Origin of the sequence: Metabacillus niabensis (assembly GCF_020524345.1) — a bacterium.
Classification (GTDB): Bacteria; Bacillota; Bacilli; order Bacillales; family Bacillaceae; genus Metabacillus; species Metabacillus niabensis_B.
Window position 1 is genome coordinate 32,916 of the sequence record NZ_JAIVLH010000002.1, and the last position, 12,747, is coordinate 45,662.

A 12,747-nucleotide genomic window follows, 5' to 3' on the forward strand; every position below is an offset into this window, starting at 1 on the left:
TTTTGTTCAATCAATCTGATTCATCAAATAATTCGCATATTCAATTGGTGTATCATGTATTTTCTCCCAAAATGGCAGGTAATCCTTTTTTTTTCTAAATGCACCATATTGACCTCTTAAGTTGCATTCAATGAAATATGGAGTACCATTTTCAGTAATACCAACGTCTAATCCTAAATCTGCTATGTGAGGCCAATTCTTTTCAAGTGCTTTTGCTATATCAACACCAAGTGTGTTGATATTTTTTTGGATATCTTGAATTGAGATTTCTCTGTGTGTAAAGTAGTCCTGAAGTAATCCAATTTCTCCTCCTCTTGCCACATTTGTAATGACATGACCTTCTGGTGCTAATTTTGCAACAATTCCGCTGGTGATCCATTTACCTATACCATCTTTTTGAACGACAACTCTTAAATCAAATGGTCTGTTTTGAAAAGTAGCTAAAGGTATTCTTTCTTGGATAATAAAAGGATGTTGTTTAAACAGCCTTTTTACCCTATTAATCTCAACCGAATTAAATAAACTTTTTTCCCAGCTTTTTTTTGTCGTATGCTTTTTATAAAAGTACCAATCACCGTCCACTTCTTTTTGTATATTCATGATTCCTTTCCCGATACTGCTGTAACAAGGTTTTACAAAAAAATTCTCCATATGCTGTAAAGCTTTTTCTAAGTTTTTGCCGTTGCCTTTTAAAGTAGTTGGAAGGTAACGGATAAGATGTTCTTCTTTTTCTAATAATTGGTGAACAAAATATTTACTATTCATTATTGGTATATAGTTAAATACCTTCGAACCCGATTGAATAAAATGAAAAAGTGTTTGCCGTACTTTTTTGTTATTTAAATGAGCTCGATTATAAACAACTTTTGGTATAGGTATACTCTTTTCCTTGAACTTATTGCTTTCCGTATCTCTTAGTAAGGCACGGATATCATTGGTGTATAATGTGCAATCTGAACAAAGAAAACAAACGGAAAGGTGATAAAATTCTGCAGTAGATTCATATTGGGCATAGGATGGATGAAGAGAATATTCATTTTTCATTGATTCATAATGGTACTTAGGAATAAAAATACCTATCATTCTTCTATACATATAAACTTGCTCCATTCTAAATTAGTACTAACACCCATATCATAAAGGATGAATATAGGTGGTTATAAGGATGCAGGATGGGTGTTTTGTGAAATAGCTCAACCATTCACTTCTACTTATTGGTTTACCTATACCTAATGTATTCGTTCTTATAAGAAGCGGTACTTTTATTGGAGGTGAGAAAATGGACACGATTGTTTTCATTGGATGTAACAAGTCAGGCACGAGTAGAGAAGCATTAAAGGCTGCATCAGAAATGGGATATTTTACGGTATTATATACAGATCGTTTAAAATTTCTTAACCAACGTAAGGAATTTCCTGAAGTTCATCAGTTAATATATATAAAGAGTCTAGATGATAAGAATTTATTAATAGAAGAAATTCAAAAACTTATTACAACTGGCAAAAATGTAAAAGCATGCTTAAGTTTAATCGATCCATTTGTTTCAATCGCAGTTGATATTTCCGAAACTTTACAAGTAGGGCGGATTACAAAAGAAGCAATCGTAATAATGGAGAATAAGGCGTTGTTTAGAGAAAAACTCAAATCTCTATCTTACACACCACATTTTTTTTTTACGATAAAAAACAATCTATCAGAGAATTTTCCCAATCGAAGGAAAAATACTTACCATTAGTACTTAAATCTCCTAAATCTAACGGATCGAAAGATGTCATTCTTGCTACAAATCTTCTTGAATTTAAAAAAGGTTTAACTGAATTGAATAAAGTGTCAGACAAGGATCCTATTTTAGTAGAAGAATATATTGACGGTCAACAATATTTGGCCGAAATTATTGTTTACAAAAGAAAACTAACAATTGTATGCATCCTTGAACAAGACGTTTTAAGAAAGAAAAGGTTTATTGTTTTAGGCTACCAGTTCCCTGCAAATTTAAGCTCGGATCAATATGCTGATTTAGAGATAGCGATAAATACGATTATAAAAGAGATCGGACTTGAAAATGGAAGTTGTCATTTAGAATTCCGTTATGTGAACAAAGAATGGAAGTTGATTGAAATAAACCCGCGCATATCTGGTGGAGCAATGAATAAAATCATTTATCACGGTACAGGAATCAATTACGTAAAAGAAATTGTAAAACTGCATTTGGGAGAGGAGCCTCTTATCGAAACAAATAAGTCTGAATGTGTCTATGTGCGATATGTAACAATAGAAAAGAAAGGAGTTCTTTTGAAAGTTACTGGTAAAAATCGTGCAAAAAAACATGTTGGTGTAAAAGAGGTTTATGTAAAACCTAGAAAAGGGAGTATATTAACACCTCCATTATCGCTGGGTGACCGATATGCCTATGTTCTGGCAACAGCACTTTCTCAAGAAGAAGCTAAACAGTTTGCTCTTCAAGCAGTAAAAGAAATAAAGTTTATTATAGAACCACTTTAAAGGGTGATTAAATGACTGTTATTGGAATGCTTCATACAAGAAAAGATCCTGTTTATGTAAAAAAGGCTTATGCTTGTGCGGCGGTTTCTAAAATGGAAGGTGTTGATTTCTTTTATTTTTCTTTTGGAACAGTTGATATGGTTGACCATAAAATTAATGGATGGAGATATGATAATGGAAAGTGGATTCAACAGCTACGAGACTTGCCGGATATTATTATAAACAGTAAATCTCCTAAGAATGATAAACAAAAACAAATATGGAGTTATTTGAAAAATAGATGTCTATTTACAAGTTATTCAGTAGGAAATAAATTAAAGGTTTATCAGAAAATTATAGAAGGAAAACAATTTTCTCATTATGTTATTCCTTTTTTTATTCTGTATAGGGGAGAAGAGATCTTTGATCATTTTGAGAACCATAAAAGACTAGTAATCAAGCCTATTAAAGGTAGTGGGGGAAAGGGAGTAATTTTTATAGATAAAATAACCACAAATCAATATCTTGTGCTTAATGGAAATCATAACGAAACTCTTGAAAAGAATGAACTTATCCTTTATCTTGATCATTTATTAGTAACAACTCGCTACATCATTCAACCTTTCATTAAAAGCTCAACAAAAGAAGGATTGGTGTATGATATTAGGCTGCATGTTCAAAAAAATGGAAGAGGTGAATGGGAAACAACTCTTATATATCCAAGAATTAGTGCAAATAGAAAAATGATAAGCAATATTTCAAGCGGTGGGTTTAGAGGTGAACTTCAACCATTTTTAATCGAAGAATTTGGTAATGAATATTATAATATGAAAAGATTATTAGAGCATTTTTCCATTTGTTTTTCACAGCATTTTGAAAGTCTGTATCATCATAAATTTGATGAACTTGGAATTGATATCGGTATTGATGAAAATCAAAAATTATGGATTTATGAAGTAAATTGGCGCCCCGGTTCAAAGCATCGAGAAATGGATGTTGCCAAAAAACTAGTTCAATATGCTGACTATTTAGCCAAGGCGAACAAGTAAATACCTTTTCTGCACAAATGCCCATACCAAGTAATAACATAAAAGAAAGGGCGTAGGAAAGGAAGGGAGACGATGAAGGACAACAATAAACATGAACAAACAAAATCAGTATATCATGCAATTCTTGAATTAAAACGTCAACAAGATTCGTTGGGCGGTTGTCCAACAAGTTGTTTTAGTACCCTTCTTTCAAAACTTTTTAAGGTAGATACGATTCCGTTTTTATTATACACAGATTGCGGTTTGTTTCAGGTTTCAGGAGTGAAGGCTAATGATAATGGAAAAGATGAAGATTTTTGTACACCTTTTTTTAGAATCGAACATGTAGATACAAAACAAAAGTTTGGGATCCTTTCGCTGCTCCGTCCACTTTCTTTAACTGGATACCCTGCTGAAGAAATTTGCGATGTGGAAAGGCTTGAACGAACAGAAATATGTGTGAAGGTGGATTTAACCTGCATTTGTGCTGTGCAGTGTCTTGATATAAATTTGATGAAAAAGGTTGTCATAGAACCAAAATGGTAAGAAGCGACATAATCTTTATTCGAAGCTCATTGAAAGAGTTTTTGCATAAAGAATATTTGTTAATTTTGCTTGAAATAAGATGTTTGGTTTGTTAGCTTTTACCGCAATATAATGATCAGGATTTTGATTATTAATTTCAATAATCCAAATCTTACCGCTTTGGTCAATTCCAATATCAAATCCAAGGTTTCCAAGATGATAACCATCCTCTTCAAGGATCGCAATGGCATCCATCATGAGATTATGAATTTGGTTTATTAAATCAATCATTTCCCTGATCGATAGTTCAAAAACTGTTTTTAAAGTTGTTCCGCCAATCTCTGCTTTTCCACCGGCTGTAATGTTACTTACAATACTGTTTTTTCCTCCATATCTTGAAAATGCACCGATATTTTCCCATTTCCCTTGGTTATTTTTTACCATAATAATTCGAAAATCAATGATTTGGTCATCACATTTAACTAAATCAATGGCTTGTTGAATAAGATAAGTCTCCTCTTTTAATATTCTTCGAAGATAAAATTTGAATAAACTCCATGATTTGAAATGTTTAACTTTTTTCGAATGACGACCATACTTTACGATAACTCCACTAGAAATACGCGTGACTTTCAGGACATATTTTCCCAATCGCCCGTTAATTGGTTTTATATATAGTGAAGGATATTCCTTTAACATCTTCCATACATCTTCGGGTTCATAGTAGATCACTGTTTTAGGTAAGTATTGTTGTAATCCCCCTTTTAAAAGTTGATACATTTGCCATTTATCAAAATTAGGATAGTTAAAAATTCTATTACCGAGTTTTTGATGAAGATGTTCCATTGTATATAAATACGTAGACCAGTTCTCTGTTAAGCTGGTTTCCACACATGAAAAAACAGAGCGTGGGTAGGGGAAAATTCCTTCTATCCAATTATTACTATTGGGATCAAACATAAGTCCGGTAATTGTTTCGTTTTCATGGTCGATCCCATCCAAGGAAAAGACAATGATTGTACCCCCAATTTTCTCATAATTTTTTACATAGACTGATAGATAAGGAATGCTTTGCTGTAAGTTCTCCTTTGTAACGGCAGCAAGGATTCCTATATATGGACCAATAATCATCTTATTCTTATCAAATTTGATTTCATAAGGTGTGCTAACAGGTAAATCCAGAATCTTGATAACATCTAACGTTAAGTAACATTTATTCTCAGGAACAGCACCTGAGAACAAGGGAGTGACAGACACTTCTTTTATACCATAAAGAATCTTTAGTTGTTTCCACCTTTGAACGTGTTTTTTAAAGGATGAATGCAAATGGATAGACATTGAACGTTTTTTATCTAAGCGAATGTGTATCATACGTATATCTCCTTTTCGTTTATGTATTACTATATGTAACTACTATTAAAGTGTCTGTTTAAATAAAGAATTGGTAAAAATCGATATATATGCCGATACAATTATAGGGGGAGCTAATACACTAATAATAAAAAACATTGTGAGTGTGTTGTTTATTATGAAAAGCTTGCTGCTTAGAAAGGTCGGTCCTCTTATAGGTGGTGTCTTAGTAAGGGGAAATGCAGATGCAAAGATTGGAAATGTAGCTACACGAAATAATCATAAAATAACAAAAGATACGTTAGTGTTTTATCGTGAAAAACTTAAAGTTCCAACTAATTTACCCTCCTGTATCATTGTGACTGATCAAAAAAAGGTGGAAGCATTTTTTCCAACATCTTATACGATTGTCTATGTTAAAAATGTGTGGGTAGCATTCTATAAATTCATTCATTATTATCGCAAGATGTTTCGAATTCCGGTGATTGGTGTAACTGGGACATGTGGAAAAACAACAACGAAAGAAATGATTGCACATATTTTGTCACCTGAAATGAATATTGTTAAAACAGTATTAAGTCAAAACGGATTATCTCATAATCTAAACTATTTACTTGAAATCAATGACAAAACCGATGCGGCAATTATTGAAATGGGTGTAAATTCACCAGGTCATATTTTGCAAACAGCAAGTTATTTTAAGCCAACAATTGGATTGATTACGACCATAGGTACAGATCATTTACAAGGATTTAAAAATCATCACGAATATTTTAAAGAAAAAGAAAGTATGCTGAAAGCTGTTCATCCTGGTGGAACAATGATTTTAAATGCAGATAATCACTTTTCCAGAAAACTAAAGACGAACAAATTTAAAGGTAAGCTGATTTACATTGGAGAATCAGATTTTGCTGATTACAAAATTCTTAAGATGAAATATGATCAAGCCGGCATGAAATATATGATCGGAAATCGTAGGCGAATTTATGTAGGATATGTACCGGGATTTGGTAAACATAATGTCTATAATGCTGTCTTCTCTATTGCAGCTGCTGGGTTATTAGGTATTGATGTCAATACTGCGATTGAACGGTTAAAAACGTATAAACCAGTTCAAAGACATTTAGAATTAAGTCCTGGTATTAACAACAGTACAATCATCGATGATACGTGGAATACAAATCCAACGTCAATCGAAGCAGCACTGGAAGTGTTGGAGCAAGTATCGAAAGAAAAAAAATCGATTGCAGTTTTAGGTGATATAGAAGAGTTGGGAGCACATTCCCAAGAAGAACATCAAAAAATCGGAACACTTATAGTAAAGCATAATATTGACTATCTTATTACAATAGGCGATCAAGCAAAAGAAATTGGTACGAAAGCAAGACAATTGGGAATGGACCCAAACAGTATATACTCTGTCAAACATGAAGATCATCTAATGAGAATTTTAAAGAACCATGCAGACAAACATACCATCATCTTAATCAAAACATCGATGAGAAACTCATTTAGAGGATTATTAAGTAAGCTAAAGGGATAAAAAACAGAGGACTGTATGATTCAGTCCTCTGTTTTCAAAAAGTCATTAAATTGATATGTTTTTTTGGTCTAACAAATAACGTGCATAATCAATTGGAGTAGCAAAAACTGATTCCCATTCTTCATGTAGAAGTCTTTGTTGATGAATAAGCCCTCCAACATAATCTGAAATAAAATTGCATTCTATAAAATAAGGAGTTCCTTTAGTTGTTAAACAAATATCAAAACCCAAATCAGCAAGATGCGGGAAATGTTTGTCTAATTTATTTGCGATCATTAAAGACATGTTGCAAATATCTCGCTTAAGTTTCTCAAATGACATGGAAGGGAATGTTAACGGACAAATATCTTCAAGTCTACACGTTTTTCCACCTTGCGATCCGTTTGTTAAAAAGCTCTTGTCTTTAGCCACTTTACACATAATACCTGTAACTTTAAACTTACCAGTACCGTCCTTTTGTAAAGCAACACGCATATCAAAGGGATTTCCTTTGAAAGTAGCCAATGGAATTCTTTCTTGAATCACATAATCTTTCTTTTCAATATGTTCGAGAACGACGCTTGGTATCTCCGCTGTAAAGTTCACTTTTTCAAAAACATGACTGTTTATCGGTTGATACGTAAGTGTACAATGCTTGATACCCTTATCAATTTTCATTGCTCCAATTCCACGTTCACCATAATTCTTTTTTAAAATAACACTTTTATACAATGACAGCATCTTTATGAAGCTTTGCTCTGTCAGGAGATCGGTATGTGGTAAATACTTTTGTATGCCTTTATCACGATTAAGAAGTTGGTGAATATTAAATTTTTCAATGTCATAGTTAGGTACATTGAAAATTGTTACTCCTGCTCGGTAAAGGTCAAAAATTCTTTTCCTTATAACAGGATGTCGATCAAGTATTCTGGAATAATTAACTTTCGGCCGAGGTACCCTCATTAATTTGTAACCTTCAGACGTAAGAACATACGCAACAACACTTTTTTTGTCAGGGTGGAGATGTCGTAATCGAATAAAACAAGGAATTAGATTATTCCTTGCAGCAGCACGTTCAAAAAGCATAAACATCGTTTTATGGTTTCCGTTTAGATTAGGAATTTGTCTATACATCGTTCGAGGTACTATGATTCCTACACCTTCCATAGACTGTATCCTCTCCTTTAGTTACTTTCAAACTCCTAATAGTTTATTCTCGTAACATATTGATGTATGGATATGTAACTATGTTAAATGCAATTAGGGCGATCCTAATCACATTTAATAAGAAACTTGGAGGAATAAATATGAAATGTAAAATAATCCTAAACAAAAGTAAAGACAAAACTATTTATGTAAATAGTAAACTTTTTCATTCGCTTCAATTAGACAAGTACTCATCTATTAATCTTAACTTCGGGACTGGCAAAGAAAGCTGTCGTATTGAGATAGATCCTTCAATTAAGAATAGTGAGGTTAAGATACCTGCAAAAATAAATGAATTTGTCATTCCGTCTGTTTTCCACTATGAAGGTAAGTTCGATCATGACACACTAGTGGTTGGACCGGTTATTGGCATTATGGGATGCAGGGACAAGAAATATTTGACAAAGAATGTATTATCAAAGCTGCGATATCGGGTAAAAGATTCTTGGAAACAAAATGGTTTGTTTTTTGTCTTTGCAGAAAATGATGTGAATTCAGTGAAAAAGGAGATAAAGGGGTATTATTTTCATCCACGAAAACAAGCTTGGGTTGCTGCGAAATTTCCTTTGCCAAATGCAGTAATGATTAGTAAAAGTTCAATGAGCAGAAGAGGTTATAACTATTTTACGAACATCATAGGTCAGAAAGTTTTTTATAGTGATCATCTTTCCAAATGGTATCAGTATAAGAAACTATCTGAGCATCCATCTCTTTCAAACTATGTTCCTAAGACAAAAAAGTTAGTAAACAAACATTCTTTTTTGGAAATGATAAATGAATATGGTGCAGTTTATTTAAAACCAAATCAATCATACCAAGGGAAAGGGATTATAAAAATCGAAAAAAGCGGTGATACCTATATGCTACAGAATATACATGGTCATATTAAAATGATATTTCAGGAACATATTTTATTGAACTATGTAACCTATAAGATGAAACAAAAGTATTTAATACAACAAGCCATCCCTTTTACTGTTGGTGAATCAATAATTGATTTTCGTTTATATTTACAGAAGGGTAAGGAAAAACAATGGGGTTCACCTGGAATGATGGCGAGAATTGGAAAAAAGGGAAGCATTATAACAAACGCCAATCACAGAATAGACGCATTGCCAAGTTATTATGCATTTGCCAGATATTACGGGTTATCTAACAAACAAATTTTCTCTATACAAAACGAAATGATAAAAACTAGCATAAAAACAGCCGAATATATTGAAGAATGCGGACATCATTTAGGTGATGTAGCATTTGATTTAATTGTCGATAAAGAGTTAAAAATTTGGATCTTGGAGCTTCAAGGAGGGTATGGTGCAGAAATAAAGGAGAAAAATATGCCTAAAGGGGTGTATGAAAAATTGATGATAACGCCATTAGAATATGCGAAAACGTTGGCGGGGTTTCCATGATTTTGGGTAAAAGAAAAGGCGAAAAGAGCTTTTGGTATGAAAAAACCAATTTCATTTCGCCTAATCACCAATTATTTATTTGTTTCTTCAATAGCTTTTTTCTTTTTAAAGAAGGAGATAGCTCTTTTTTTCATGGATTTAGTTAAATAGCCACCTCTAAATGAACGAATTTCATAAGACATTAAAAAAGCTTTTGGCTCAAATTGATCTATTATTAGTAATAATTCTTTTTCCCTAGAACGTTTTGCAACAATGTCTAATCGAAATCTAGCGGTATTAATTCCTTCTCCTTCAAAAACAGTAACACCAAAGCCAGCGGTTCTTAAAGAATTCACTAAATCCATATTTTTATCAAGAATATTTGCTTGATAGGTAATATATCCAATTGCCAATTTCCGCTCTAATGCACCACCAAGCAAGAGGCCAACACTGAAGCCGACAACATATGCAATGATATTATATATATTAGATAAATCTTGAAAAACAAAAATTAGACTAACAATATAAATAATTCCTTCTAACAGTCCAACACCTGCTGCAGATTTAGTCTGATTTTTTACAAGAAGAATGGTCCTAATCGTTAGGACTGGAACATATATGAGTTGGAGTACAAAAATAAGTAAGGCTCCTAGCATTAGATCGTTTATCTCCTTTATATCATTATATCGAAAGCATAACATATTTTAAAAAATAAAAAATGATTTTTAATTAAATTTTTTTATACATATTTTAGTAAATAATAGGAAATATGATGTAAATAGTATAATTACTATTTATGTAGAAATGGATTGATAGCAATTTAATATTCCTCAAAAAAAGTATTGACAACCATGTCTGTTAGGATTAAAAAATAAAAAGGTATCCTTTTACATGAATATAAGGATACCAACTAATATTTACTTTTATTTTTTGCTAAGAATAAAGCATATTCGAGAGGTTTATATACGGAAGGATCATGAATTGCTCCCAAAGCCGGATAGGGAATATGATTAATTTCAAATATCCATAATTTACCTTTCATATCTAACCCTAAATCAATCCCTAAATCTCCCATATGATATCCAGCTTGATCAAATGCTTGACAGATTTTATTTCCAATGGAATCAATTTGGGATTCTAATTTTCTTATGTCAACTTCTGGGAGGAAGGAAGAAGAACTGCGTAATTGGTCAAATGTATAAATACGAGATACTTTCTTTGGAATAACAATGTTGTTATTAGAGGAAATCCGGAAAAAAACAATGGACTTTTCCCAAACACCGTTAGAATTTTTGTTCATGTTTAATCGAATATCAGTTGCATTATCTTTATATCTTATGGTTTCTATTCCTTGTTGAAGAATATATTGTCCATTCTTAACCTTTGATTCAATCCAATTCATCAATTCTTTTATTGTGTCGAATTTAATCAATACACATTCATTCTTAATTGAGTGAAAAACATCAAAGGTACCGTCATTTCGAGACTTTACTCGGATTATCCCACCACTACTACTGCCGATACTTGGCTTTATTAAAAAGTCTTTGAATAGATTTAATTGTAAAGCTAATCTCTCAAGTTGAATTTTGTGAGTTATAGGTAGATGTTGTTTAATTATTTTGTGATCTGAGAGAAATTCCCAACCTTCCCACTTATCAAATAAAAAATTATTAAAGAGATTTACTCCGAATATATCTTTTAATTTATTTATAATATTTTTATTTAAAAAGCCTTGTATAAAGGCGACATGTGGTAGAGGATATATCCCATCGTCCCATTCTAGAGATTTCCTATTAAATTTTTTTCCTGCTACTGAATAATTAACTACGTCTATTTTATCCCAGTGAAAGCATATAAAATCTACGTATTCATAAGGAAAATACTCAATGTATTTTCTTATTCTTTCTGTTGTTAACCCGATCAATTTATCGTCCCGAATGCATATTCCAATTACTACTAGACTCATTTTCATCACCTAATGTAACCACCCCTAAAAAATAGAGGTGGCCATTCTTTAATAATAGAACAAGTTTAACCCTCTGTAACAGAAATAGTTAAACTTACGACATCTCCAACAACAATCTCAATGTCGTCAATCGTTGGGCAAGGAATATTAACTAGAACTAGATCTCCAAGCAAACCACCTAATGGAATTGTTACATCTATCAAACCATCATCTGTCATTGGAACCTGAACAACCAAAGGACCAATAGGAATACCAGTAACAGTACCAGTTACAGTTACTGTACAAAGAGCACCAACACCCATAGTTTTAAATCTCCTTTCAATACAATATTAGGAAATGTTTTTCCTATTATACAATATGAAATACTTAAATTTATGCTTGTATTAGTGTCATTGGTTTTGAAAAATAGATAAAAGTAATAGTTTAAAAGGAAAGTCCATGTATATATTTAATAATAGCGATACGAAGTCATATGTCATCATAATAATCACTTTTTATTAAGTAACTTCATATAGTTTAAAAGATGAACTTTTACAATATGAACTTAAGGGAGTGAAATAGGTGTTTGGATTCGGAAGAAGCGAAAAGGAATTTAATGAAGATGAAAAGTATAGCCAAGATATAACCAATTTACAAAACGTGGTAAATAAATTAGAAATTAAATTAAGTCACTTTGATAATATGTTTAAACATTTGCAGGATGTTCAGGTTCATCAGGACGTACAAGATGATGTGATTAGTGGACAGCAAATATCAGATATTTATGAAAGGCTACAAGGGATATATGAAAAAGATGAAAGCTATACTGCAAAAATCTTTGAACTTGAAGAGGCAATCAAAGTAGGGAAAGAAAAGAGTGAAGCAAATACACAAAATATTCATAAATTAATGGAACGATTAGCTCTCCTTGAAAAAAAACCGGAAGATGAAATCAAAGAAAATGAAGAAGTTAAAATACCCAGCAAATTAAATCGAAAAAGAAAAATTGAGTTTAAGAATAAAAAGCAGTTATCATCTCTTAGTGGAGACGGTTTTAATGAAAGAATTCAAAGGGTAGGTTCGAATGAAAATCAGAATCACAATAAAAGAAATAAAAAAATAAAGCAACAAGTGAAAAGAGCATCAATGTCACCATCTGATTTCATAACAAATCATTATCCGAAAGGGCAATTACCAAATCAAATAACCACTTTTAATCCATTAAAATATAGCTGATTTACCATCGCACTCTTAAATAGAAGGGGCCACTTTAAACACCCTTTAGTGGCCAATACTTTT

13 protein-coding genes are annotated in these 12,747 nt (G+C 32.2%); 7 read left to right on the plus strand and 6 right to left on the minus strand.

Annotated elements, in window-relative coordinates; all coding sequences use genetic code 11:
• Positions 1 to 6: 6 nt before the first annotated feature.
• A complete protein-coding gene (locus tag LC095_RS03120) occupies positions 7 to 1,095 on the minus strand; it encodes a YheC/YheD family protein (protein WP_226526775.1) in 1,089 nt (362 codons plus the stop codon).
• A gap of 184 nt (positions 1,096 to 1,279) precedes the next feature.
• Between LC095_RS03120 and LC095_RS03125 the strand changes: the two genes are divergently transcribed.
• The 4 genes from LC095_RS03125 to LC095_RS03140 all read left to right on the plus strand — a co-directional run bounded on the left by LC095_RS03125 (position 1,280) and on the right by LC095_RS03140 (position 4,055).
• Positions 1,280 to 1,735 (plus strand): hypothetical protein, encoded by a 456-nt coding sequence (locus LC095_RS03125; RefSeq protein WP_226526776.1) that lies wholly within the window; start codon positions 1,280 to 1,282, stop codon positions 1,733 to 1,735.
• Positions 1,693 to 2,502 carry an ATP-grasp domain-containing protein gene (locus LC095_RS03130; protein ID WP_226527113.1) on the plus strand — a complete coding sequence of 270 codons (810 nt, stop codon included), beginning with the start codon at positions 1,693 to 1,695 and terminating at the stop codon, positions 2,500 to 2,502. The genes LC095_RS03125 and LC095_RS03130 overlap by 43 nt, the downstream gene beginning before the upstream one ends.
• Positions 2,503 to 2,513: 11 nt before the next feature.
• Positions 2,514 to 3,530 (plus strand): YheC/YheD family protein, encoded by a 1,017-nt coding sequence (locus tag LC095_RS03135; protein WP_226526777.1) that lies wholly within the window; start codon positions 2,514 to 2,516, stop codon positions 3,528 to 3,530.
• Between the two features lie 72 nt (positions 3,531 to 3,602).
• The gene (locus tag LC095_RS03140) at positions 3,603 to 4,055 is read left to right on the plus strand and encodes a CotY/CotZ family spore coat protein (protein WP_226526778.1); all 453 of its coding nucleotides are present in this window, start codon (positions 3,603 to 3,605) and stop codon (positions 4,053 to 4,055) included.
• A 15-nt stretch (positions 4,056 to 4,070) separates the two neighbouring features.
• Here the strand turns inward: LC095_RS03140 and LC095_RS03145 are convergent, their stop codons facing one another.
• Entirely contained in the window at positions 4,071 to 5,405 is a 1,335-nt protein-coding gene (locus LC095_RS03145; protein WP_226526779.1) for a YheC/YheD family protein, read from the minus strand.
• Positions 5,406 to 5,544: 139 nt separating this feature from the next.
• Between LC095_RS03145 and LC095_RS03150 the strand changes: the two genes are divergently transcribed.
• A complete protein-coding gene (locus LC095_RS03150) occupies positions 5,545 to 6,927 on the plus strand; it encodes a UDP-N-acetylmuramoyl-tripeptide--D-alanyl-D-alanine ligase (protein WP_226526780.1) in 1,383 nt (460 codons plus the stop codon).
• A 45-nt stretch (positions 6,928 to 6,972) separates the two neighbouring features.
• On the opposite strand, the gene LC095_RS03155 is transcribed toward LC095_RS03150, so the two are convergent.
• Entirely contained in the window at positions 6,973 to 8,040 is a 1,068-nt protein-coding gene (locus LC095_RS03155; RefSeq protein ID WP_226526781.1) for a YheC/YheD family protein, read from the minus strand.
• A gap of 173 nt (positions 8,041 to 8,213) precedes the next feature.
• Between LC095_RS03155 and LC095_RS03160 the strand changes: the two genes are divergently transcribed.
• The gene (locus tag LC095_RS03160) at positions 8,214 to 9,524 is read left to right on the plus strand and encodes a YheC/YheD family protein (protein WP_226526782.1); all 1,311 of its coding nucleotides are present in this window, start codon (positions 8,214 to 8,216) and stop codon (positions 9,522 to 9,524) included.
• Positions 9,525 to 9,595: 71 nt separating this feature from the next.
• On the opposite strand, the gene LC095_RS03165 is transcribed toward LC095_RS03160, so the two are convergent.
• From LC095_RS03165 to LC095_RS03175, 3 genes are all read right to left on the minus strand, one after another.
• Positions 9,596 to 10,159 carry a DUF2179 domain-containing protein gene (locus LC095_RS03165; protein ID WP_226526783.1) on the minus strand — a complete coding sequence of 188 codons (564 nt, stop codon included), beginning with the start codon at positions 10,157 to 10,159 and terminating at the stop codon, positions 9,596 to 9,598.
• A gap of 254 nt (positions 10,160 to 10,413) precedes the next feature.
• Positions 10,414 to 11,469 (minus strand): YheC/YheD family protein, encoded by a 1,056-nt coding sequence (locus LC095_RS03170; RefSeq protein ID WP_226526784.1) that lies wholly within the window; start codon positions 11,467 to 11,469, stop codon positions 10,414 to 10,416.
• A gap of 65 nt (positions 11,470 to 11,534) precedes the next feature.
• Complete coding sequence (locus LC095_RS03175; RefSeq protein ID WP_226526785.1) at positions 11,535 to 11,771, minus strand: hypothetical protein; 237 nt, start codon at positions 11,769 to 11,771, stop codon at positions 11,535 to 11,537.
• Positions 11,772 to 12,030: 259 nt separating this feature from the next.
• Between LC095_RS03175 and LC095_RS03180 the strand changes: the two genes are divergently transcribed.
• A complete protein-coding gene (locus LC095_RS03180; RefSeq protein WP_226526786.1) occupies positions 12,031 to 12,684 on the plus strand; it encodes a hypothetical protein in 654 nt (217 codons plus the stop codon).
• The last annotated feature ends 63 nt before the right edge of the window (positions 12,685 to 12,747 follow it).

Coding starts and splice junctions, on each gene's coding strand:
- LC095_RS03175 (WP_226526785.1), bottom strand. CDS start 11,771: ATGGGTGTTGGTGCTCTTTGTACAGTAACTGTAACTGGTACTGTTACT.
- LC095_RS03165 (WP_226526783.1), bottom strand. CDS start 10,159: ATGCTAGGAGCCTTACTTATTTTTGTACTCCAACTCATATATGTTCCA.
- LC095_RS03155 (WP_226526781.1), bottom strand. CDS start 8,040: ATGTATAGACAAATTCCTAATCTAAACGGAAACCATAAAACGATGTTT.
- LC095_RS03135 (WP_226526777.1), top strand. CDS start 2,514: ATGACTGTTATTGGAATGCTTCATACAAGAAAAGATCCTGTTTATGTA.
- LC095_RS03140 (WP_226526778.1), top strand. CDS start 3,603: ATGAAGGACAACAATAAACATGAACAAACAAAATCAGTATATCATGCA.
- LC095_RS03125 (WP_226526776.1), top strand. CDS start 1,280: ATGGACACGATTGTTTTCATTGGATGTAACAAGTCAGGCACGAGTAGA.
- LC095_RS03120 (WP_226526775.1), bottom strand. CDS start 1,095: ATGTATAGAAGAATGATAGGTATTTTTATTCCTAAGTACCATTATGAA.
- LC095_RS03145 (WP_226526779.1), bottom strand. CDS start 5,405: ATGATACACATTCGCTTAGATAAAAAACGTTCAATGTCTATCCATTTG.
- LC095_RS03160 (WP_226526782.1), top strand. CDS start 8,214: ATGAAATGTAAAATAATCCTAAACAAAAGTAAAGACAAAACTATTTAT.
- LC095_RS03170 (WP_226526784.1), bottom strand. CDS start 11,469: ATGAGTCTAGTAGTAATTGGAATATGCATTCGGGACGATAAATTGATC.